Origin of the sequence: Pseudogulbenkiania ferrooxidans 2002, from assembly GCF_000174355.1 — a bacterium.
Lineage (GTDB): Bacteria > Pseudomonadota > Gammaproteobacteria > Burkholderiales > Chromobacteriaceae > Pseudogulbenkiania > Pseudogulbenkiania ferrooxidans.
In genome coordinates, this window is sequence record NZ_ACIS01000004.1 from 275,009 (window position 1) to 296,791 (window position 21,783).

A 21,783-nucleotide genomic window follows, 5' to 3' on the forward strand; every position below is an offset into this window, starting at 1 on the left:
GGAACCGGCCGCTGTCGCGGCGGCCGGCTCGACACCGGGCTCTAGGCCAGGCGGGGTCAGCGGGCGGACTTCACACCCCCGCCAGATCGAGGCAGATCGGCTGCCATTGCGCGTTGGCGCCGGCTCGCTGGTACAGCCGGATGTAGCCGGCGGTGCCGTCCACCTTGATGGCGTCGTCCAGCGCCTGCATGGCGCGTTTCCAGCGCTCGTCGGTGATCTCCAGCCGGCGCAGTTCCAGGATGCGCTGCACGCGCAGATCGCCGCCCCGGTCGGATTCGAAGGCACGGGTGACCAGGGCTTTCAGCTCCGGCACGGCGTCGGCGGTCCAGTCTTCCAGGCATTCGTCGATCAGGGCTTTGACCGCCTTGATGCGCTCATCAAAACTGATGCGGTCCTGGAAGGCGCGTACCACCTTGAGCGTGCCGTCGTAGCTGGTCAGCACCACGTTGCCTTTCTCGCCGCCCAAGGTCACGCCGTACTGCTCGGCGCTGGTGGCCACCATGGCGGCCACATCGGCAAAGGCGGCGCCCTTGAAGGACTCCAGCTGGGCCTGCAGCGCCAGCGCCTTGTCCACCAGCTGGCGCACGGTCTGGTCACGCAATTGGTCGAGCGGGGCGACCAAGTCCGGTGGTACAAGCCGGCCCTTGGCGTCGCGCCAGTAGCCTGCGGGGATGGTTTGTTCTGTACTCATTTCTATTTCCTCAATCCAACGAGTTGCTTAATCCTTGCCAGTTCGGCCCGGTTTCTCTGCAGCTGCTCCGGCGTCATAGGTACCTCATCAGACGCGCGCCAGAAGCGCTGTCGTGATGGCATTTGCACCGGTTTTGTCACTGGTACTGCTACATCTGGCGGAGGTTCCGGTACCGGGATATCCGGCGGGCTGGGCTCTGGCTGGGCCGTTGCCGGGGCGGCGTAGGCCGCCAACTCGTCCAGGTAGTCCTCCCACACGATGCGCCTGGCCTTTTTCCGGTCCTCACCCATCCGCACCAGCCGCTCCACCTCTTCGGCCAATCGTGCCTTGGTGGCGTCGTCAAGTTCCGGGGTACTCAATGCCCAAACTCCGTCCACACAATCCGGCCACCGCGCCGCAGGCGGGGCATTTCACCTTCATGCCACCCTCCGGCCCAAGTGGTGCAGCGCCTGCGACAAGGCCAGCGCGGCCGCCGTGCTGGACGGCGTGGCCTGGTCGGCCTCGGCCCGGCGGCCCACCTTGCGCGGTACCGCCCGGAACGCGGCCGCTTTGGCATAGACGTTGAAGGCGCCGTGGCCAGCTCGGGCGGGCGTTACCCGCAGCACGCGGATTTCGCCCAGCTGCAGCAGGTAGCCCAAGGCATGGGCGATCTGGCGGCCACTCACCCCCTCCAGCCGCTGGCGCAGTGCCGGGGCCGAGAACTCGGCCAGCCCGTCCACCACGTCGCGCACTTGGTCGACGATGCGTCCCATCAGCGCCCCCTTTCCAGCCAGACCACGCGCACGCCATTGGGCGTTTTGAACTGGCCCTCGCGGTAGGCGCCGGTGTGGGTGTCGCGGCCCATGCCGAAATAAGCCGCCTTGCCCTTGGCCACCAGCTTGGCCAGGCTCGGCTCGCTCTGGATCACCACGGTGGGGCTGCTCGGGCAGGCTGCGTTGTGGCGCACCTCGACCAGGGCGTAACCCTTGCCGTCCAGCCATTCCAGCGCTTCCATCAGGCGGGCGGCGCCCACCAGGAAGAACCCGTTCACTTTGACGTTGCTCGCTACGGTATTCACGGCGGTCATTGTTCTTGCTCCTTGTCCTCGGGGCGCTTCGGGCACTGCTGGCAGAAGCTCCAGTGCTTCAGGGCGCGCGGGTTGCTGGTGGGCGCGGAGCCGCTGGAACGCTCGGCGCACTGCTGCGACGAAATCTCGTTGCCGGTGAACGGGCAGGCGATACGGCTGTACAGCTCGTAAATGCGGCGTTCCACATGGCGGGTGTCGCCGGGGTACTTGCCGGCGTTCACCAGGGAAATGGTGGTGCGCGAGTAGCCCAGCTCCCCGGCAACCTTGGCGATGCTGCTGCGCTCGATGGCGGCCTTGAGCAGTTCTTGCCAGCTCTTCATCAAGCGGCCTCCTTCTGATGTGCAATGGATACGGTCTTGCGGGTGTTCGGGTCGTACATCTCATAGCGGCTGCGGCGCCATACCGGAGCTTCGAAGCCGGTGTTGTTTACCAGCATCCAGCGGTCCTGCATCACGCCGTCCGGGCCGGCGCGGCGCGCCATCGGTACCACGTAGCCGGCGCGTTCCAGCGCGTTGATGTAGCCCCGGATCGTGGCTTGGGTGCGCTGGCCCTCGCCGGTGTCGATGCGGCCTTGGATGTCCTCCACGCTGAACACGCGCAGGTTGCGCATCGAGCGCCAGGCCTTGGGCTCCAGCGTGCTGCGGCGCACCGGCGCGTTGTCCTTCAGCGCTTTCTGGCCGTGGTAGCCGATGCGGTAGACGCCCGGCGCCTCGCGGATGATCAGCTTCTTCGGCACCATGGTTCGGCAGGCGGAGCGGACCTCGTTGAGCGTCAGCCCGGTGGCCGTGGCCAGTTCCTGGATGCTCATGCGGCCCTTGAGTGCCAGCGTCTTGAGCACGGGGGTTCTCAGGTGCATCACAGGCCCCCGCTGAACTGGCCGCTGCGCGGGGCAGGGGTCTTGGCGGTCTTGCGGCCGCGCCAGTCGTGCACCAGCGGCTTGCCGGCGATGTCGACCAAGCCAATGCTGGCGCGCTGGTTGCGCAAGGCCATGCCCTCGACCAGGGCGATGGCGTTCATCACCTCGCGCATGCGGCCACCGGCCTGACGGTGGATTTCCATCACCAGATCGTCGTTGATGGTCACCTCGGCCAGCTGGGCGCAGGTCAGCCGCACGTCCTCCAGCGACGCCGGGCCAAACGGCACCACGCGGGCGATGCGCGAGGACAGCTGGGCGTGGCGTGCCACCTTGGCCTGGATTTGCTCCATGCCCACCAACACCACGATCATCTCCAGCCGGTCCGAGAAGTCGCGGATTTTTTCCAGGACGGCGGCGCTGTGCGTCAGCGTGTGGTCGGCCTCGTCGATCACCAGCGGCGTCGGCTCGGCGCCGGGGTTGATCATGGCGGCGATCAGCCGGTTGAACAGCTTCTCGCCCGAACCGCGCGTGTCGACGCGCAGTTCCTTGGCCAATTCGGTCATGAAATAGTGCGGCGTCCAGTCCTGATTGGCGCGCAGGTAGATGGAACCGGTCTGCTCGGCCCAGCTGCCCACGGTGTGACTCTTGCCGTAGCCGGCCTCGCCGGTGACCAGCAACATGCTGGCCTCGGCCGCACCACGCGCCTCTACCGCCTTGATGGCGTTCTGGAACGCCAGGTAATTCGTCGTCTTGACAAACTGCTTTCGCATGTCAGAATGACCCCCAATAATCCGCTGCTCTCGGTACCCAATTCACGAGTGGAGCAGTGGTGGTTGAATAAGCCGAACCCCTGGCGAACAGCGTTGGCGCGCTGTCTGCCAAAAAAGATTCTCCCGAGGGCCGCGTACGTGGCCCTTCGTTTTTTCCCCGTTCGGGGTACTGCCGTCGGCGCTTACATGGCCACCCCTTTCCTGTTCCGGTTCATCGTTTAACCCGTCTTGCGTTGTTGTTTCACTACCGCTAGGGCGGTGTGTTCCAGTTCCTGATTCCAGCCCTGACCGAAGAAGGCGTAGCGCTCGGCCAAGTCCTCGTAGCCGTCGCCGGCCACGTATTCCAGCAGCCAGGTGGCATCGTGTTCCGTCCACTCCCTGGCGTGCTGGATCAGGTACACGTACTGGTCGTGATCGTTGTCGATCAGCACATCCGTGGGCAGGCAGGTCTTGCGACCCGCTAACTGCATCGGCTCTTCTGCCACCTGCAGGGCCGGGGTTTCCGGCTCCTCGTTCACCACCTCCAGCATGTCGATCACCCGGCCGCTGGAGGGGATGTCCATCGGCAGCGTCTCGCCCGGCATGAAGCCCAGGGCGCGACCGGCGGTCAGTTCGGCCTGTACCTCCTCCAGCTGGTTCTGCAGGCGATCGGCGCGGGCCTGGGCTCGCTTGCGGGCGGCCTGCTCGACGAACGAGGTCGGGAAGTAATCCCGCTTGTTGGCCTCGAACAGCGCCGCGCAAATCACCCGGCCTTCCATCGTTTTGACGATCACCCGCTCGGCGTCGTAAGGGTCGAAGGCCACCCGTACCCGCTCGCCGGTATAGGGCTCCAGCTCCGGCGCGAAATAGCGATTGCTGAACAGCGACAGCTCGCCGCGCATCGTCACGCGGATTTCCTCCGGCATGAACAGCAGCGTGGCCTCGTCCTTGCTCACCGTGACCGCCTCGAAACCATCGGCCTGCGCCCGCTGCCACGCCTCCAGCGGCGTCATGTGGCGCGACTTGCCGGTCTGCGCATCCTTCACCTTGGGCAGGCTGCGGTGCGGGCGGCGGTTGTAGCCGTCCACTTCCTCCAGCGACATTGCCCAAAACTGGTTCCAGGTCGGCAACAGCTTGGTCATGGCCTCGCCGCGCTTCTTCACCTCCTGCCGGGTGAGTTTGTGCACCACCTGGCGCGCCTCGCGATCCATGTCCGCGCCCATGTAGGTCGGCATGCGCTTGGCCAGGCCGTCCACCCACAACGTCTTTTGCACCCGTTCGATCACCCCGCGAGCCTGCGAGTTGTAGGCAATCGAGTGCGTCACCGTGATGCCCAGGCGACCCATGAAGCCGGTGATCTCGTTCTTCATCATGGCGTTCTGGTAGCCCGAACCGTTGTCCACGTACACCACCGCCGGGATGCCGTGCACCGTCACCCCGTGGCGCAGGGCCGACAGCACGCTCATCCAGCCTTCCTTCAGTCCGGCGCTGATCCCCACCACCATCCGTGTCGCCACGTCGATCACCGTGGTGATCTCCGGCCGGAAAGGCCGACCGTGGAAGGGGTGCTCCACCTCTGCATCGAAGGTGTGGCCATCGATGCTGTACACGTCGGTGGGGCACAGCTTGCTGGTATCGCGCCGCACGAAGGCTTTCATCGCTTTCAGCTCACGCGGCAGCTTGCGGCCGGTTTCCTTGTCCACCTTGCCCAGCTTGTCCAGAAAGCGACGCACCTGGTGCACCGAGGGCAGGGTGCCGATGGGGTGGTGCTCCAGCCAGTCCCGCTTGAACACCTCGTAAGCCGCCGCCACGCTGGGCTTGGCCGGCACCTGGTACGCTGCCAAGAAGGCTTTTGCCCACGCCGGTATCTGCCTGCTAGGTTGAGGCACTTTGGGAATTAAGGGCGAGTGGTCGCCTGTCAGTACCTCTTGCCTTACCTGGGACAAGATGCGCAGCAGCGAGCGGGGCGAGGGCAGCAGGTAACCATCCACCTGCAGGCCGGCCTTGCCGCGCGGATCGCGGGCGCACGACAACAGCTTCATGGTGTGCGTGTCGAGCTGGCCCTTGGCTGCCTGCTCCAGGGTCGAGGCGATAGCCGCCTGCTGGGTCAGTCCCGTCATGGCCATGGTGCGCTCGACCAAGGCGGCGACTCCCTTGCGGGCATCCGCAGTCAGGCGCTGTTTGTCGGTGCTCCACATGTCGGCCTGGTTCTCGGGCCGCAGGGCAGGCATCCGGCTGGCCGTCTGGTAGCCGATGCGGGCCAGCTGTTCCTGGCACCACTTCTGGTAAGCTGCTTCCGGCAGGCTGGACGCGAGGATGCGGTACTGTTCGCCGCCGTTGGCCTTGACCAGCTTGGTTTGGTATTTGCCTTGCTTGCAATTGTGGCGGACTGTCCGATCTGCCAAGCCTGTCAGCTCTGCAACCTGTTCCAGGGTCAGCCATTGTTTGTCGGGAGAGTGCCAACCTTGCTGATCCTCTTCGGTGAGTTCGGCAGGATTTTCTTGCCGACCTACAGTCATGCTCGATGTGCCCATTTGCCGTTTGTCCTTTGTGTTACCCATTGAAATTCAATGGCCTTACAGTGGTCGGCAAACCTCTGACGCATTGCCAACCTGATTGCCAACCTTGTCGTTGCGGGTTGGCAATCACTCTTCGACAACACCATCCTTCAAGCCAAGAAGCACTGCTGCTTTGTGTGCTTCCCCATTTCTCCCCTTGCGGCGGCCGCTCAACACGTCAAGGACTACACGCGGGTCCAGGTCATGACGACGTGCCCAGTCAGAGAGGTTGACGCCTTTTGCCTCCATCTCAGCCTTGATTTCCTTGGCTGTCTTCAGCTGCTTACCGCTCATGGCTTGCTCCTTTTGTGGTAAAAAGTCCTCTTGCGCTTGTGCGCGAATGCGTTCGATTGCGCTTGAATGCGTTCGATTGAGTGCGATATTACACCCGAATGAACAAAAAATGCAAGATTGAGCGTGTAAAGATGAGTGTATCCGCTAGGCTTGGGCATGTAATTGCTGAAAAAGGCATGTCTATCAAGGCTTTATCTGAAAAGACGGGCATCCCGTATCGTTCTCTTCAGAACTATTTTTCAGGCGAAAGGGAGCCTAGCTTCGACAATTTGCGGAAGATTGTTGCTAGTTTGGGTGTGGATGCGAACTGGTTTTTGTTTGGTGAAAATGCTCAAACGGGTGTTTTTGCTGCTGAGGTGGGCGTCAGTGATGTCAAGGGGCATCCGGTCGACCTGTCCGAGTATGTCTTCATTCCGCGCTACCGCGTGCAGGCCAGTGCTGGAAACGGCCGGGTGCTGAGCGACGAGGACTACATGCACTCCATGGCGTTCCGCCGCTATTGGGTGTCCAATTACTTGCATGCCGAGCCAGCCAACCTAGCCATCATCAGCGTGGAAGGCGACTCCATGGAGCCAACGTTGAAGGACCACGACGTGATCATGCTTGATACCTCACGCCGTGATCCCAACGTGGAAGGCATCTATGTGCTTCGCCTGGATGACGCGCTCCTAGTTAAACAGGTGCAACGCATCCCAGGGAAAATCAGGGTGTCCAGCGCCAACCCGGCTTACCCACCGTTCGACGTTGACCTATCTAACCCTGCCGAGGACGTGGCCATCATCGGCAAGGTGGTGTGGTTCGGTCGCCAGATGTGATTTTTGCAATCCTTGCCAATAGATGACAAAAAAGCCGCGAATCGTCGCGGCTTTGCTGTTTTAGATGGTTTCGTTTCGCGTTTTGGCAATTCTTGCAATGCTACCCCTGAAAGCCTTTGTTCATCCCGCTTTGTCCCAGTTTGTCCCGCTTGTTCCCTCTGCTTTCCCTATGCCAATACTCCCACTACCCCACACTTACACAAGGGCTGCGTTTCGGCTGGGAATGGTCAGCCCTCTTGCCACGGCCGGGCGTGCGAGGAATTGATCCAACGCGCGCGTGACATGCGGAAAATCCGCAATCCCCACCAGTTCACCGGCCTCGTAGTAACCGATCAGGTTGCGCACCCAGGGGAAGATCGCTATGTCGGCAATCGTGTAGGCCTCTCCCATGATCCACTTGCGGTCGGCGAGTCTCTGGTTGAGTACGCCAAGCAAGCGTCTGGACTCGGCAATGTAGCGGTCGCGCGGTCGCTTGTCTTCGTACTCCCTGCCGGCGAACTTGTTGAAGAACCCCACCTGTCCAAACATTGGGCCGATGCCGCCCATCTGGAACATCAGCCATTGCAGCGTCTCGTAGCGGCCCGCCGGATCCTGCGGCATGAATTTCCCCGCCTTGTCGGCAAGATGGACGAGAATCGCACCGGATTCGAACAGCGGCAGCGGCTTTCCACCCGGACCGTTCGGATCGATGATTGCCGGAATCTTGTTGTTCGGATTGAGCGACAGGAACTCCGGCGACATCTGGTCGTTGGTTTCGAAGCTTACGAGATGCGGCTCGTAAGCCAGGCCGGTTTCTTCCAGCATGATCGATACCTTGACGCCGTTGGGTGTCGGTAAGGAATAGAGTTGGATACGGTCGGGATGGCGCGCGGGCCACTTCTTCGTGATGGGAAAGGCGGAAAGATCGGTCATGGTTTCCTTGGCATGTTGTTTGCAATCAAAGTAACCAATATAAACACTGGGGCGATTTTTGTCCCGAGAGGGCTTTTTCGTCTGCTTTGGCACAGCCATATCGCCCCTCTCGATATATTGTGTCTATGATTGGTGAACATTTTTCCTGGCTAGGCAAAATTTTGCGGCGACAGTGGGGGCTATGATGAGTTCCTCCTCTTGAAGGCCGATCCCCATGTCGAGGACCGGCCCGCAGGGTGTTTCAGGGGTAGAGCAATAGCCACCGTCGGCAAGGAACAAAGCAGGTCGGGGGCGGCAGGGACATGGGAATGGATGTCTGTCAGGATGTTGTCTTTGATTCAGGCATCGGGGGAGTTGTCATGCACAGACTGAACGGCGGGTGTCATTGCGGAAATATCCACTTCGAAATGACGCTTCCCCATGCCCCGGAAACCTATCGCCCGCGGGCATGCGACTGCGATTTTTGCCATAAGCACGGCGCGGCGTATGTGGCTGACCCGGATGGTTCGCTGCTCATTCGTCTGCAAGACGAACACATGGTGACGCGCTATCGCCAAGGTGCGGGGATCGCGGATTGTCTGGTGTGCACGGCATGTGGTGTGCTGGTTGCCATTCATTATCAAGATGATCAAGGCGAGGGGCGGAGTTTCGCTGTCGTAAATAGCCGGGCTATCGATGGTGTTGTGCGCTTTGGCGAGAGTATTCCGGTTTCGCCGAAGGCGCTGACCGCCAGCGAGAAGGTGGGGCGCTGGAAAAGACTCTGGTTTCAGCAGGTTTGCATCATGACCTCCCCTTGATGTTCCTCAGGAGGGCATGGATAGAATTTGGCAAGATGAACGAGCTCTATTCGGCTTGCTTTGAAAGGGTGTGTCGCCTGTTCTGGCAGCATCAAGCTAAGGGCGGTTTGGTGTCCTGAGACCCAGAGGCAAATCCATCGAATTGCGCTCGCGGCGCAACCGGCTGGGGTGGCTGGTCCGACAGACAATACGGGTTCAGCTGCCACGCCGACCATGGCGTCGCGTGTTTTGTGTTTTTACCCAGCCGGTGAAAGTTTCGCTGGGCATGGGCTTGGCAATAAAGTAGCCCTGCGCCAGGTTACATCCAAACTCCCGCAGCAATTTCCAGTCCTCGAGCGTTTCTATGCCTTCTGCCACCGTAACCAGGCTCATCTTGTGAGCCATGTCCAGGGCGGACTGCAGAATGACCCGCAGGTGCTCGCGCTGGTGGGCGCGATGCACGAAAGAGCGGTCGATCTTGAGTTCGGTGAAGGGGATGCGCGAGAGCTGCTGCATTGACGAAAAGCCGGTGCCATAGTCGTCGATGGACAGGCCAAACCCCTTCAGGCGCAGTCGTGCCAGATTGGCCAGTGCTATGCCAAGGTCGGCAGCCAGGGAGCTTTCGGTGACCTCCCAGATCACTTGTGCTGCGGGTAGCTGATACTGCTGCAACAAGGCGTCAACCTCGCTGACGAAATCGGGCAAATCCAGCAACCGAGGTGACAAGTTGACGGCAACCGTCAGGTGTACTCCGCTCCGTCGCCAATGGGCGGCCTGGGCAAAGGCCTGGCCCGCGATCTCCAGCGTCAGGTCGTGTATCAGCCTGTGCTTTTCGGCCAGTGGGATGAAGTGGTCCGGGGGAATGAAGCCCTTTTCAGCGTGGGGCCAGCGTGCCAGCACTTCCACACCGGTGATCGTGCCGCTTTTCAGGTCTATTTGAGGTTGATAATAAGGCAGGAGTTGATGGCGGGAGATGGCCAAAGCCAGCTCGTGGGCACCGGTGCTGGAGGCCTCCTTGTGGGTCTCTGGTGCTGAAGGGGAGGGGGGCGGCCGATCCGGACTGTGGTGCAATATCTCGGCAAGGTGTTGCTTGGTCAGCGGTTTTTTCCAAGCGGCTAGGATGGGTATTCCCAGTGCGTGTGCCATATTCTCGACGCTGCAGATCAAGGAAAGATCCCTGTTCGATGAGATGACCAGGGGTGCCATGACGTTGCGCTTCATCATCTGCAGGATGAATTCGACGCCATCCATGCCCGGCATCTCGAGGTCGACTACGATCAGGTGTGGGAGCGTGTCGAGACCGGCCAGCAGCTCAAGTGCCTGCATGCCATCGACGGCCTCAAGAATGCCTTGTATGCCAAACTGTCGAAGTAGCCCCACCACATGCAGCCTTTGCACCAGGCTGTCATCGACGATCAGTACCGTTTCAACCCGCGGTGGTGACATATCAGTAACCATAATGTTCGATGATTGGGGCGATGCGATGCAGCGAAACGACCTCACTGACACCGCCGAGCGCGATGGCCTCCTTGGGCATGCCAAACACCACGCAGGTCGATTCGTCTTCGGCGATCGTCCTGGCGCCGGCCTCGTGCATTTCCTTGAGGCCACGTGCCCCGTCATCCCCCATGCCGGTCATGATCATGCCGAGGGCATTGCGTCCGGCGAACTTCGCACATGAGCGGAACAGGACATCCACCGAAGGGCGGTGCCGGTTAACCAGCGGTCCGTCGATGATTTCAACGGTATATTGGGCGCCATTGCGTGCCAGCAGCATGTGCTTGCCTCCGGGGGCAATCAGGGCCCGCCCCGGCATCACGCGGTCGCCGTGGCGGGCCTCGCGCACTTCTATCTGGCACAGGCTGTTGAGGCGTTCGGCAAACATCGCGGTAAAGCGCTCCGGCATGTGCTGGACGATGACCATGCCCGGACATGTGGCAGGCAGCCGGGGCAGTACCGTCTCCAGTGCCTGGGTGCCGCCGGTGGAGGTGCCGATGGCGACGATACGTTCGGTGGTGCTGATCATGCTCGCCCCGCGACCGAGCCCGCTGCTGATGACGGCGTCGGCCGATAGCTTGGGCGAGGGGGCCAATGGCGGCCGCGCGCGTGACGCCAGGCGGCTGACATTGGCGCGAGAGGCGGCCCGGACGGCGTGTATGACGTCGTTGGCACTGTCTTCGAGAAACTGTTTCACCCCCATTTTGGGTTTGGTGATGATCGAAACGGCGCCGGCAGCCAGCGCATTCATCGCCGCGGCGGTGCCGGTTTCGGCCCGCGACGAGCAGATCACGACGGGGGTCGCCCGCTCGCTCATGATTTTTTTCAGAAAGGTCAGGCCATCCATACGCGGCATTTCGATGTCCAGCACGATCACATCCGGCCAGTCGCGTTGCATATGCGTCAGGGCGAACAGCGGGTCCGAGGCGGCTCCAATAACACGGATGCCTGGCTCGCGTTCCAGTGCCTGCCGGACGACTTGCCGTACCACGGCGGAGTCGTCGACGATCATTACCTTGATTGGCTCGCTCATTGTCTTGTGCTGGCTCATGTTGTGGATCGTTTCATCCCCTCTGCGGGAGGCTGTGTCACGCGCTGGTTTTCATCTGCCGCAACAGAGTCTTTCATCGTTTGCATTCGGGCCGGCAATACCGCGTCGGGCGCAGTGAAACCAGTTCGTCGGTCACCCCGTTCAGGGTTTCGGAGTGGCCGACGATGAACATGCCGTCGCGCTTGAGATGCGGCAGCATTTTGGCCACGACGCTGCGCTTGGTGTCGCTATCGAAATAAATCATTACATTGCGCAGGAAGATGATGTCGAACTGGCCAATGCTATTGGCGCCGAGCGCTGCCAGGTTCAACTGGCAGAAGCGAACCCGCTCACGTAATGCCTGCCCGATCAGAAAGGTTCCGGTCTGGCTGCCGACTCCTTTAAGGCAGTAGGTTTTCAGCAATTCATCCGGGATGTTCTTGGCGCGCTCGATCGGATAGTGGCCGTGCTTCGCTTGTTCCAGTGTCGGCAGGCTGATGTCGGAAGCCACGATCTCCCAGGGGGCGGACAAGCCGAGCGTTTCGGCCAGCACCATGGCGATGGAGTAAGGCTCTTCGCCGGAAGAACAGGCGCCACTCCATACCCGGAACGCTGTGCCGCTCCGACTGACGGCGAAATCGTGCAGGAAGTCAAAGTGAGCAGCTTCACGGAAAAAACAGGTTTCATGGGTGGTTAGCAGGTCGACCATCAACTGCACCTCGGCCGGGTGCTCGCCGCTGGCGAGCAGGCGGTAGTATTCGTCGAAGTGGCTCAGCCCGTGGTGGCGCAGGCGTTTGGCGAGACGACCGGCCAGCAGCACCTTCTTGCCGATGGTCAGGTTGATGCCGGCCAGGCGATGGATCAGCCGCTGGAAGAGGGCAAACTCGTGATCGGAGAGGGGGGGATTGTCCATAAGCACCTCGGTCTGGAACGAGAACACGCAATATTCATTGGCATGGCTTCAATACAGTGCTGTCGTCGTCTCATCGCCGACGAGGTTACGCAAGGTGTGTGATTGGCTGGTGTTAGCCGTGAGGGAACAAGGCAACGCCTGGCGACCGGTGGGCGTTGCCGGGTTCTCTCCATCCTTTCCAACCGTATCGCTGCTGTGCTTCAGGGCGGTGCCAGTGCAGTCCCGGCATGAGCGAGCGTGGCAATCTGGCTCATCTCGGTGATCGACAGCACACGGTCGAGATCGAGAATGATGACGAAACCGCCCGCCACTTTGCCCATGCCGCGGATGAAATCGGCACGGATGTTGGCACCGAAGGCCGGCGCCGGTTCGATTTCGCCGGCGGGTATCTCCAATACCTCGTTCACGCTGTCGACCAGGATGCCGATATCCTGCTGGACCTCGCTGTCATCCACCTGGTGATGCATCTCGACAATGACGATGCAGGTGCGACGTGCAACTGCGGTCGGTCTTGCGCCGAAGCGTGCCGATAGGTCGATCACCGGGACCACCGCACCGCGTAGATTGATCACGCCGCGGATGAAGGCCGGCATCAACGGGATGCCGGTCAACTGGCCGTATTCGATGATCTCCTTGATATTGAGGATGCCAACAGCAAATGCCTCGGCGTTCAGCATGAAGGTGAGGAATTGTTGGACTCCAGGGGCGGCCACGAATGTGGCCGGCGGGTCCTGACGGACAAGCGCAGTGCTCTGGTCCATGACGGCTCCTCAGAAATGTTCGAATTCCGGTTCGGTGCTCGCCAGGACGGGCGGCTTGCTCGCCGGATGGTTCCGTGCCGGAGCGGGGGAATGGACCTGAGCGGCAGCGCCGTGGCGGGCCGGGCTACGTTGGCGTGCCGTGCTCTCGGTGCGGAAGAATGCCATCAGTCCTTGCAGCTGCTCTGCTTGGGCGCCCATTTCCTCGGCCGTGGCGGCCAGTTCCTCGGATGACGACGCACTCTGCTGGGTGGTCTGGTTGAGCTGGCCGACCGCCTGGTTGATCTGGGTCACGCCGGCGCTCTGCTCCTGGCTGGCGGAGGCAATTTCCTGCACCAGGTCGGAGGTCTTGCTGATCGACGGCACCATCGCGTCGAGCAGTTGGCCGGCGTGTTCGGCCAGCTTCACGCTGGAGCCGGCCAGCTCGCCAATTTCCTGAGCCGCCACCTGGCTGCGTTCGGCCAACTTGCGTACCTCGGCGGCAACCACGGCAAAGCCCTTGCCATGCTCGCCGGCACGGGCCGCCTCGATCGCGGCGTTGAGCGCCAGCAAGTTGGTCTGGTAGGCGATGTCGTCGATGATGCCGATCTTCTGTGCGATGGCCCGCATCGCGGTGACGGTTTCCTTGACCGCCGCGCCACCCTGGCCGGCTTCGCTGGCCGCTTTGGCGGCCATGCCATCGGTGACCCTGGCGTTTTCGGTGTTCTGTGCCACGGTGGCGGTGGTCTGCTCGAGGGTGGAGGAGATTTCCTCGACGGAAGCCGCCTGTTCGGCAGCGCCTTGCGACAGCGACTGTGAGGTGGCGCTGACCTGCTCGGCGGCGGCCGAGAGGTTGTCGGCCGCCGAGCGCACCTGGCCGATGGTGAGCGACAGCCGCTCGACCATGTTGCGCATCGCCGCCAGGAGGCTGGAGTTGTCGTTGGCGCGCAGCTCGATCTGCTGGGTCAGGTCGCCCTCGGCCACCTTGCGCGCAATGGCGGCGGCATGGTCGGGCTCGCCGCCGAGCTGTCGCATCAGATTGCGGGTGATCCAGAAGCCGACCGCGGCGGCGATGACGATGCCCGCTGCGATGAGCGCCAGCGTCAGGTTGCGTGCCTCGGCGTAAACCGCCTGGGCGTCCTTGGCCGAGCTGTCCATCAATTCGCCCTGGAACTGGACGAACTTCAGCGCATGTTCCTGGTAGGCGCGCAGGGTCGGCCGCAGCTCGTTCTGCAAGAAGGCCCGCGCTTCATCCTGGCGTTCCTCCTCGACCAGGCGGATCAGCGTTTCCTGCCCGGCGATGTATTTGATGCGCAGTTCCTTCAGCTGGGCCAGCATTTCCTTGCCGCGCGGCAAGGCGATCAACGATTCGAGCTTATCGACCGCGGTGTCGATGGCCTTGCGTGATTGCAGCACCCGCTCCTTGTCCCGCTGCCGATCCTCCTTGCTCGTCGACAGCATCATGTTGCGCAGGGCGATGGCAGTCTGGCTGGAGTTGTCTACGATCTGGTTCAACAGCACGGTCTTCGGCCAACGGTCGTTGGCCATGGTGCCGATCGCGTCGTTGAGATGTCCCATGCGCACGATGCCAATGGCTGAGATGGTGATCATGACCAGAATGACGATGCCGAAGCCGAAGCTTAGTTTGGCACCCACTTTCATGTTGGCGAACATAACGAACTCCCTTCTTCCTTCTAGGCTAACGTGGTCGGCTCAGGTGGCCGGAGTGGATGCCGCTTCGCGCGACTCGCGTCGTGTCGCGATGGCGACGAGTGCGGGAACGTCAAGAATCAGTGCCACCTCGCCGCTGCCGAGGATGGTCGAGCCGCCGATGCCGCGCAGGCTCTGGAACAGATGGCCGAGCGGTTTGATCACCGTCTGGAATTCGCCCAGCAGCTGGTCAACGACGATGCCGACCTTCTGCGCGCCGGTGCGCACCACGACCACGTTCTCGCGTGCAGGCCGCTTGCCCGGCAGGTTGAACAGCTCGTGCAGACGGATGAACGGCAGTACTTCGCCGCGCAGGTTGAGGTAATGGTTATCGCTGGTTTGCGGCGACAACTCGAGGCATTCGACCACCATGTCGAGCGGCACCACGTAGTTGGCCTGTCCCGTGCCGACCAGGAAGCCGTCGATGATGGCCATGGTCAGCGGCAGGCGGATGGAAAAGCGGGTGCCGGCGCCGGGAGCCGAGCGGACATCGACGTGGCCGCGCAGGCTCTGGATATTGCGCTTGACGACGTCCATGCCGACGCCACGGCCGGACAGGCTGGAGACGTGATCGGCGGTGGAGAAACCCGGCTCGAAGATCAGGTTGTCGATTTCCGCTTCGCTCAGGTTGTGGCCCGGCTGGAGCAGGCCGCGCTCGGTCGCCTTCGCCACGATTTTGTCGCGGTTGAGGCCGCCTCCGTCGTCGCTGACGGTAATGACGATGCTGCCCGAATCATGCGAGGCGTTCAGCTCCAGCCGGCCGCGGGGTGGCTTGCCGGCGGCGGTACGGCGCGCGGTGGGTTCGATCCCGTGGTCGATGGCGTTGCGTACCAGATGGATCAGCGGATCGCCGATCTTCTCCACCACGCTCTTGTCGAGTTCGGTTTCTCCTCCGGTAATGACCAGTTCGATGTCCTTGCCAAGCTCTTTGGAGACATCGCGCACGATGCGGTTGAAGCGGCTGAAGGTTTCTCCAATCTGCACCATGCGCAGTTGCAATGCCGAATCGCGTGTGCTTTCGACCAGGCGCATCATCAGCGAGCTCGCCTCCAGAAGCTCGGCGCGGCCGCTGCGACTGGCAAGCAGGCTGACGCTGGCGCTGGCAATCACCAGCTCGCCGACCAGGTCGATCAGGCGGTCGAGCTTGTCGGCCTGGATGCGGATCAGCCTCGCCTCGGCGGTTTTCTTGTCGCTGACCCGAGCCTGCCGGATGATGGCCGCCTCGACCAGCTTGGGCTGTACCACCTGCTGTTGCACCAGAATTTCTCCCAGTGGTACGACGTCGGGTGGCGCTGCGCCGGCCATGGGCGGCTGCTGCATAAGCAGCCCGTCATCGAGTTCCGCTTGCGTGAGCGCGCCGATGCGAACCAGGATCTCGCCCAGCCGCATCGTGTCTTCCGGCAGGGACTGCAACAGATCGATGTAGTCGGCCAAGCGGCTGTCCGGCGGCAGGATGTGCAGGGTGCAGTCGTCGCGGACGAACTCGAATACCCGCTCGATCGTCGTCTTGTCGGCGCAGGAAGCGAAACGAATCTCGAAGCCGAGATAGCAGGCTTCCGCATCCATCTGATCTGCCGGCGGCATGGCATCGGCCACGGTTTCGAGGTGCACGATGGTGCCCAGCGTGCCGAGGTAGTGAAGGAAGGACAGCGGGTCCATGCCGTTCTTCAGCACATGGCGCTCGAAACGCAAGGAGATGTGCCAGCATTCGCTCTCGATCATGTCCTGGCCCAGGCTTGGCTGAGTGGCGGAGGATGCCCCGGCCGGGGGGAGGCCGGGCGGTGCGGTCCGTGCGTCGCGCTGTAAGCGTGCGAGCAAGGCATCGCCGGCCAGTTGCAATTCGGCCGTTGGGTGAACCCGGCGGATTTCGAACTCGCCCAACAGCAAGCCGATATGATCGCCGCAGGCCAAAAGCAAGGCGATGAGTTCGGCGCTGACAGCGATGTCGCCATTGCGCAGTTGGTCGAGCACGTTTTCGACCACGTGGGTGAAGGCGACGATGTAGTCGCATTCGATGACGCCGGCACCGCCCTTGATCGTGTGCGCGGCGCGAAAGATCGCATGCAGCGTGTCGGCGTCGCCGGAAGCGGCTTCGAGTTGTAGCAGCGCCGCTTCGAGCGCGGCCAACTGTTCGCGACTTTCCGTCACGAACACGGTCAGGAGTTCGTCCATGGGCGTTGCCTGTTCAGGATTCAGCTTTCCCGTGCGGGGATCAGCATCGGGTCGCCGAAGTCGGCGGCCACGTTGAAAAAGTCCACCACCTCACGCACCGCCGGGCTGTGCGCGACGATCAGCAGCGGCTTGTCCTGATGGCGTGCTTCTCGCTTGGCCAGCAGCAACAGCTGAAATCCGGCCGTGTCGATTTCGGCCACGGCGGAAAGATCGAGCTCGAGGCCGTCACCCGCCTGCAGGGCGTCGAGCAGCAGCTGCTTCTGTGCCGTGGCGTTGTAGATGGTCATGTCGTCGAGGAGGGTGAGGCGTTGGTGCTCCGGAGCCGGGCTGGGTGCCATGATAGTCCTCAGAACAATTCAACCTTGGGGCTGGCCGCCACCGTAGGCTGGTGGGTGACGGCGTGATGGGCCTGGCGCTGCTGATCCATCACGTAATCGCTGTAAATGGCTTCCAGATGGAGCGCGAGGGGCTTGTACTGGACACCTGGGTCGCCCGGCTGCTGCAGCCGCCGCACCAGTACGGCAAGATGGTCATCCAGGCGATGCAGGGCTTCCGCCGTATGCTCGATCTGCTGGCGGGTGACGTCCTGGAACTGCACGCTCGCCAGTGCATGCATGAACATCTGCATCAGCTCGGCGCTGCTGCTGCTCACGCTGTCGATGACGTGGGTCTGATGGCGCAGTAGATCCTGGTAGCTGTTGCCAAGTCCGGCGAGCTGATCGGCGAAATGCCCAAGCGTGGCTTGCTCGCGTTCAAGATTGGCCGTCGACAGCTTTTGCTGCAACTGAGCCTCGACCGTCATCCCCACGTCCATGATGCCCTGGCTGATCGCCACGACCGCTTTTTCGGTTTCGCCCGACAACTTGCGTACCTCGTCGGCCACCACGGCGAAGCCGCGCCCGGCTTCGCCGGCTCGGGCCGCCTCGATCGCCGCATTCAGCGCCAGCAGATTCGTTTGTGCCGCGATGTTCTTGATCAGAAGGGTGAGCGACTGCAACGAGCGTGTCTCGGCGACGACCCGGTGGGTTCGCTCTTGGTCCTGGCGAGCCTCCTGGAGGCGGTGATCGATGTAGTCGCGCATCGCACCGATCAGATGCTGGTTGTCGGCGATGTGCTGCTCGGAGTTCTGTGCCAGTTGGCTGGCGTGCGACGAACTCGTCGTGACAAAGTCGTTCAGCCTTGTCACGACGCCATCGATGGCCTGCAGCCGGTTGGTAATGTCGTAGGCCGCTTGCTCGGTCTGCTGCACCACGCTGCCCAGATGATTGCGCAGCACGTCACTATAGGTTGGTACCGCAAGGAGCTCTCCCGCCACCTCGTTGCTGGCCGTGCTCAGCAGTTCGCTCCCCTGCGCCAGTTGTGCCAGCCGGGATGACAACCCGCACTGCTGCTGGCGGAACAGCAGGAAGGGGATCAGCCAGACGCCGAGGCTGGCCGTGCTCACCAGCAGCACCGCCCCGATGGCATTGCCCAAGGGCTGCGACAGGCCGAGTGCCGGCAACAGGACGGTGGTGAATCCGTTGTTGAAGAAGTACACGCTCAAGCCGGCCATGACGGTAACGACGCTGAACGAACCCAGGGCATACAAGAGGAAAGGGCGTTGCTGCATGATCAGCGCATCACCAGCTTGATGGTGTTGAGCAGATCGTCTGCCGAGGCCGGCTTGACGATCCAGCCTGAAGCACCGGCAGCTTTCGCCTCGGCCTTTTTCGATTGCTGTGACTCGGTGGTCAGGAACAGGATCGGCATGAAGCGATAGTTCGGCAGTTTGCGTACGTGTTGAATCAGCTCGATGCCGTTCATGCCGGGCATGTTGAGATCAGTGATCAATAGGTCGGACTTTATGCCGGCTTGAAACTGGCTTAATGCCTCTCCAGCATTCCCGGCTTTCGCGACCGCGTAGCCGGCCTTGGCGAGGATATTGGAAACGGAGAGCAAGATGGTCGCCGAGTCGTCCACGAGGAAGATGGTTTTCATGAGTCGGGTTTACTCCGGCCAAGCATGAGGGGAGGGCGCAACAGGGGGTCAGCCTGGTCTTCTTTGGTTAGGGGGCGGGGAGGTTGTTTGCAAGGACAAATGAGTAAACATACGAAGTCAGGACAAATAAAATTGATTTAAATCAAATTTCTTCTTTGTTAATATAATTTTTGTTAAAATATTTAAAGCTAATTATTGAAAAATATCACTATATGAAAATATAGGATTACGTCATGGTGTGCTGGCGAAGGCGGCCGTTGAGGAGGGGCATTGCACCGCGACGAGCGCCGCTGAGCGGCGTGGGCGAGGTACTGGCGGGCTTGGACAGACTGCGGGGGAAAAGAAGCCCGCCGGGCCGGGTGGCGTTGCGGGCAGGGGCTTGCGTTCAGAGCCGGTGCGGGGTTATTCCAGCGGCCGGTCGGCGGTTTCGCGCACCATAGCCCAGCCCAGCAGGGAGACCAGGCCGCAACCGATGACGTAGAGCGCCGGCGCGTTCGGGTCGCCGGTGAGGCGGATCAGGCCGGTGGCGAAGAACTGGGCGAAGCCGCCGAAGATCAACACGCCAAAGCAGTACACCAGGGACATGCCGGTGGCGCGTACGCGGCGCGGGAACAGTTCCGGCAGGATCACCACCGAGGGCACGCTGTTGAAAATCAGAAGCAGCGACAGTCCCGCCACCACCAGGAGCAAGGTGGCGAGGTTGGGGCTGGCGTTGAGCAGCATGAAGGCGGGGTAGATCAGCACCAGCATCGGTATGCGCGTCAGCAGGATGGCGCGTTTGCGGCCGATGCGGTCGCTCAGGATGCCGGCATACGGCGCCAGCAGCATGGAGACGGCCGCGGCGGCGAGCCCGGCCCACATGGCCTGCTTGAGCGGCAGGCCGAGCTGGGTGGCAGCGTAGTTGGTCATGTAGTTGAGGATGATGTAGTTGGCGGCGGTGCCGCCGATCACCAGCAGCACGCCGGCGACGAGCACTCGGCGGAAGGGGCCGAACACGGCGGCCACGCTGCCTAGCCCTTCCTCGGCGTGGGTGCTGTCGGCGGTTTCGTGCAGGTGACGGCGGATGTACATGCCGATCGGCACCACCAGCATGCCGAGCACGAAGGGCATGCGCCAGCCCCAGCTCTCCAGTGCGTCCGTCGGCAGTAGATAGGTCAGCGCGAGGCCGCACAGCGAGCCCAGCAGCACGCTCAGGGCCTGGCTGAACAACTGCCAGCTGCCGTAGTAGCCGCGAGAATGGTCGTCGGCGTATTCCAGCAGCAGCGAGGTGGACGCGCCCAGCTCACCGCCGATGGCAAAGCCCTGGATCAGGCGTCCCAGCACGATCAGCACCGGCGCGGCGAGGCCGATCTGGGCATAGCTCGGCGTGATGACGAACATGGCCGAGCCCAGCGCCATCAGCCACAGCGTCAGCATCATGGCCGGCTTGCGTCCGGCGCGGTCGGCGTAGGCGCCGATGACGATGCCGCCCAGCGGGCGCATGGCGAAGCCGACGCCGAAGGTGGCGAGCGACAGCATGAGTTGGCCGAAAGCGGTATCGACCGGGAAGAACAGCCGACCGATCAGGGTGGCGAAGAAGGTGTAGACGGTGAAATCGAAAAACTCCAGACCATTGCCCAGGGTGATGGCGGCAATGGAGCGGGCGTTGGCCGAGCGGCTCGCCGGGGCGGCACGGTGAGCGGCCGCCCCGGCCGGCGAGGTGAGGCTGGTTGACATGATGGTTTCTCTCTCTTTGTAGATAGTGATATACGGTCCCGGTCGCCTTGTTGTTTTATTCGGCCGAACCGCCCGACCGGGTGGCGATCCGGTTGGCTATCTCTCAATCCAGGAAACGTTCGGCCAGCTTGACCCAGTAGCTCGCCCCCAGCGGCAGGCAGGCGTCGTTGAAGTCGTAGCCGGGGTTGTGCACCATGCAGCCGCCTTCTCCGTCGCCGTTGCCGATGATCAGGTAGCAGCCGGGGCACTGCTGCAGCAGGAAGGCGAAGTCCTCGCTGCCGGTGAGGGGAACCATGCCGTCGATCAGGCCCTCTTCGCCGAGCCAGTCGTGCGCCACCGCGCGGGCGAGGGCGGTTTCGGCCGGGCTGTTCACCAGTACCGGGTAGCCGCGCCGGTAGTCGACCTCGGCCTTGGCGCCGAATCCTTCCGCCTGCGCGTGCGCCAGGGCGGTGATGCGCTGTTCGAGCAGGTCGCGCACCGCCGGGTTGAGCGAGCGCACCGACAGCCGCATCTCGGCGCTGTCCGGGATCACGTTGGCGGCTTCGCCGGCGCGGATGGCGCCGACGGTGACGATGGCCATCTCCAGCGGCGGCACGTTGCGCGCCACCACGGTCTGCAGCGCCATGGTCAGGGAGGCGCAGACCACCACCGGGTCGACCGAGCGGTGCGGCATGGCGCCGTGGCCGCCACAGCCCTGGATGCGGATGGTGACGGTGTCGGACGAGGCCATGAAGGCGCCGGGCAGAAAGCCGAAACGCCCCGCCGGGTAGCCCGGCATGTTGTGCAGGGCGAAGACGGCGTCGCAGGGAAAGCGCTCGAACAGGCCGTCCTCGAGCATCTTGCGTGCCCCGGCCAGGCCTTCTTCAGCGGGCTGGAAGATCAGGTTGAGCGTGCCGTCGAAGCGACGCGTCTCGGCCAGGTAGCGGGCGGCGGCCAGCAGCGTGGCGGTGTGGCCATCGTGACCGCAGGCGTGCATCTTGCCGGGGTGGTGGCTGGCGTAAGGCAGGCCGGTGGATTCCGTGATGGGCAGGGCGTCCATGTCGGCGCGCAGGCCCAGGCGCTTGGTGCCCGAGCCATGCCGCAGCGTGGCGACCACGCCGGTGCCGCCGATGCCGCGATGCACGTCGTAACCCCAGGCGCTCAGGCATTCGGCGACGAGATCGCTGGTGGCGAACTCCTCGAAGCCGAGTTCGGGGTGAGCATGGATCTGGTGGCGCAGCGCGATCATCTCATTCTCGATGGCGCGGATGCCGGGCAGGACGGGGTCGGTCATGACATTCTCCTCGGGCTAGGCCCGCCGTGGCGGGGGATGGG

General features: G+C 62.5%; 23 protein-coding genes. 2 read left to right on the forward strand and 21 right to left on the reverse strand.

Annotation, left to right across the window (positions count from 1 at the left end):
- Positions 1-70: 70 nt before the first annotated feature.
- The 9 genes from FURADRAFT_RS08690 to FURADRAFT_RS08730 all read right to left on the reverse strand — a co-directional run bounded on the left by FURADRAFT_RS08690 (position 71) and on the right by FURADRAFT_RS08730 (position 6,214).
- The gene (locus FURADRAFT_RS08690; protein ID WP_008953758.1) at positions 71-691 is read right to left on the reverse strand and encodes a DUF3164 family protein; all 621 of its coding nucleotides are present in this window, start codon (positions 689-691) and stop codon (positions 71-73) included.
- 2 nt (positions 692-693) lie between these two features.
- Positions 694-1,050: a hypothetical protein gene (locus tag FURADRAFT_RS08695; RefSeq protein ID WP_040652638.1), complete on the reverse strand. Its 357-nt coding sequence runs from the start codon at positions 1,048-1,050 to the stop codon at positions 694-696.
- Between the two features lie 57 nt (positions 1,051-1,107).
- Positions 1,108-1,443: a hypothetical protein gene (locus FURADRAFT_RS08700; RefSeq protein WP_008953759.1), complete on the reverse strand. Its 336-nt coding sequence runs from the start codon at positions 1,441-1,443 to the stop codon at positions 1,108-1,110.
- Entirely contained in the window at positions 1,443-1,757 is a 315-nt protein-coding gene (locus tag FURADRAFT_RS08705; protein ID WP_008953760.1) for a hypothetical protein, read from the reverse strand. Before FURADRAFT_RS08705 ends, FURADRAFT_RS08700 begins: the two co-directional genes overlap by 1 nt.
- Positions 1,754-2,077: a hypothetical protein gene (locus FURADRAFT_RS08710; protein ID WP_008953761.1), complete on the reverse strand. Its 324-nt coding sequence runs from the start codon at positions 2,075-2,077 to the stop codon at positions 1,754-1,756. The genes FURADRAFT_RS08705 and FURADRAFT_RS08710 overlap by 4 nt, the downstream gene beginning before the upstream one ends.
- Positions 2,077-2,613, reverse strand: coding sequence for a hypothetical protein (locus FURADRAFT_RS08715; RefSeq protein WP_008953762.1), 537 nt, complete (start codon positions 2,611-2,613; stop codon positions 2,077-2,079). Before FURADRAFT_RS08715 ends, FURADRAFT_RS08710 begins: the two co-directional genes overlap by 1 nt.
- Entirely contained in the window at positions 2,613-3,383 is a 771-nt protein-coding gene (locus tag FURADRAFT_RS08720) for an AAA family ATPase (RefSeq protein WP_008953763.1), read from the reverse strand. The genes FURADRAFT_RS08715 and FURADRAFT_RS08720 overlap by 1 nt, the downstream gene beginning before the upstream one ends.
- A 218-nt stretch (positions 3,384-3,601) precedes the next feature.
- The gene (locus tag FURADRAFT_RS08725; RefSeq protein ID WP_008953764.1) at positions 3,602-5,896 is read right to left on the reverse strand and encodes a Mu transposase C-terminal domain-containing protein; all 2,295 of its coding nucleotides are present in this window, start codon (positions 5,894-5,896) and stop codon (positions 3,602-3,604) included.
- A 111-nt stretch (positions 5,897-6,007) separates the two neighbouring features.
- On the reverse strand, positions 6,008-6,214 hold the full coding sequence (locus tag FURADRAFT_RS08730; protein WP_008953765.1) for a DNA-binding protein: 207 nt from the start codon (positions 6,212-6,214) through the stop codon (positions 6,008-6,010).
- A gap of 131 nt (positions 6,215-6,345) precedes the next feature.
- Here FURADRAFT_RS08730 and FURADRAFT_RS08735 point away from each other — a divergent pair, with 131 nt between their 5' ends.
- A complete protein-coding gene (locus FURADRAFT_RS08735) occupies positions 6,346-7,029 on the forward strand; it encodes an XRE family transcriptional regulator (RefSeq protein WP_008953766.1) in 684 nt (227 codons plus the stop codon).
- Positions 7,030-7,224: 195 nt separating this feature from the next.
- Here the strand turns inward: FURADRAFT_RS08735 and FURADRAFT_RS08740 are convergent, their stop codons facing one another.
- Entirely contained in the window at positions 7,225-7,941 is a 717-nt protein-coding gene (locus FURADRAFT_RS08740) for a glutathione S-transferase N-terminal domain-containing protein (RefSeq protein WP_040652647.1), read from the reverse strand.
- A gap of 359 nt (positions 7,942-8,300) precedes the next feature.
- Between FURADRAFT_RS08740 and FURADRAFT_RS08745 the strand changes: the two genes are divergently transcribed.
- A complete protein-coding gene (locus FURADRAFT_RS08745; protein ID WP_008953768.1) occupies positions 8,301-8,738 on the forward strand; it encodes a GFA family protein in 438 nt (145 codons plus the stop codon).
- Positions 8,739-8,933: 195 nt separating this feature from the next.
- On the opposite strand, the gene FURADRAFT_RS08750 is transcribed toward FURADRAFT_RS08745, so the two are convergent.
- The 11 genes from FURADRAFT_RS08750 to FURADRAFT_RS08800 form a co-directional block, all read right to left on the reverse strand.
- A complete protein-coding gene (locus tag FURADRAFT_RS08750) occupies positions 8,934-10,175 on the reverse strand; it encodes an EAL domain-containing response regulator (RefSeq protein ID WP_040652650.1) in 1,242 nt (413 codons plus the stop codon).
- The gene (locus tag FURADRAFT_RS08755) at positions 10,165-11,265 is read right to left on the reverse strand and encodes a protein-glutamate methylesterase/protein-glutamine glutaminase (protein WP_008953770.1); all 1,101 of its coding nucleotides are present in this window, start codon (positions 11,263-11,265) and stop codon (positions 10,165-10,167) included. The genes FURADRAFT_RS08750 and FURADRAFT_RS08755 overlap by 11 nt, the downstream gene beginning before the upstream one ends.
- Positions 11,266-11,338: 73 nt before the next feature.
- Positions 11,339-12,184 (reverse strand): CheR family methyltransferase, encoded by an 846-nt coding sequence (locus FURADRAFT_RS08760; protein ID WP_201441940.1) that lies wholly within the window; start codon positions 12,182-12,184, stop codon positions 11,339-11,341.
- A gap of 173 nt (positions 12,185-12,357) precedes the next feature.
- Positions 12,358-12,918: a chemotaxis protein CheW gene (locus FURADRAFT_RS08765; RefSeq protein WP_008953772.1), complete on the reverse strand. Its 561-nt coding sequence runs from the start codon at positions 12,916-12,918 to the stop codon at positions 12,358-12,360.
- A gap of 9 nt (positions 12,919-12,927) precedes the next feature.
- Positions 12,928-14,568 (reverse strand): methyl-accepting chemotaxis protein, encoded by a 1,641-nt coding sequence (locus FURADRAFT_RS08770; RefSeq protein WP_008953773.1) that lies wholly within the window; start codon positions 14,566-14,568, stop codon positions 12,928-12,930.
- A 39-nt stretch (positions 14,569-14,607) separates the two neighbouring features.
- Entirely contained in the window at positions 14,608-16,776 is a 2,169-nt protein-coding gene (locus FURADRAFT_RS08775; protein WP_008953774.1) for a chemotaxis protein CheA, read from the reverse strand.
- A gap of 20 nt (positions 16,777-16,796) precedes the next feature.
- Complete coding sequence (locus tag FURADRAFT_RS08780; RefSeq protein ID WP_008953775.1) at positions 16,797-17,114, reverse strand: STAS domain-containing protein; 318 nt, start codon at positions 17,112-17,114, stop codon at positions 16,797-16,799.
- A gap of 8 nt (positions 17,115-17,122) precedes the next feature.
- A complete protein-coding gene (locus tag FURADRAFT_RS08785) occupies positions 17,123-18,385 on the reverse strand; it encodes a methyl-accepting chemotaxis protein (RefSeq protein ID WP_008953776.1) in 1,263 nt (420 codons plus the stop codon).
- A 2-nt stretch (positions 18,386-18,387) separates the two neighbouring features.
- A complete protein-coding gene (locus FURADRAFT_RS08790; protein ID WP_008953777.1) occupies positions 18,388-18,753 on the reverse strand; it encodes a response regulator in 366 nt (121 codons plus the stop codon).
- A 402-nt stretch (positions 18,754-19,155) separates the two neighbouring features.
- On the reverse strand, positions 19,156-20,469 hold the full coding sequence (locus tag FURADRAFT_RS08795) for an MFS transporter (protein WP_008953778.1): 1,314 nt from the start codon (positions 20,467-20,469) through the stop codon (positions 19,156-19,158).
- Positions 20,470-20,572: 103 nt separating this feature from the next.
- Positions 20,573-21,742, reverse strand: coding sequence for a M20 aminoacylase family protein (locus tag FURADRAFT_RS08800; RefSeq protein ID WP_008953779.1), 1,170 nt, complete (start codon positions 21,740-21,742; stop codon positions 20,573-20,575).
- Between the last annotated feature and the right edge of the window lie 41 nt (positions 21,743-21,783).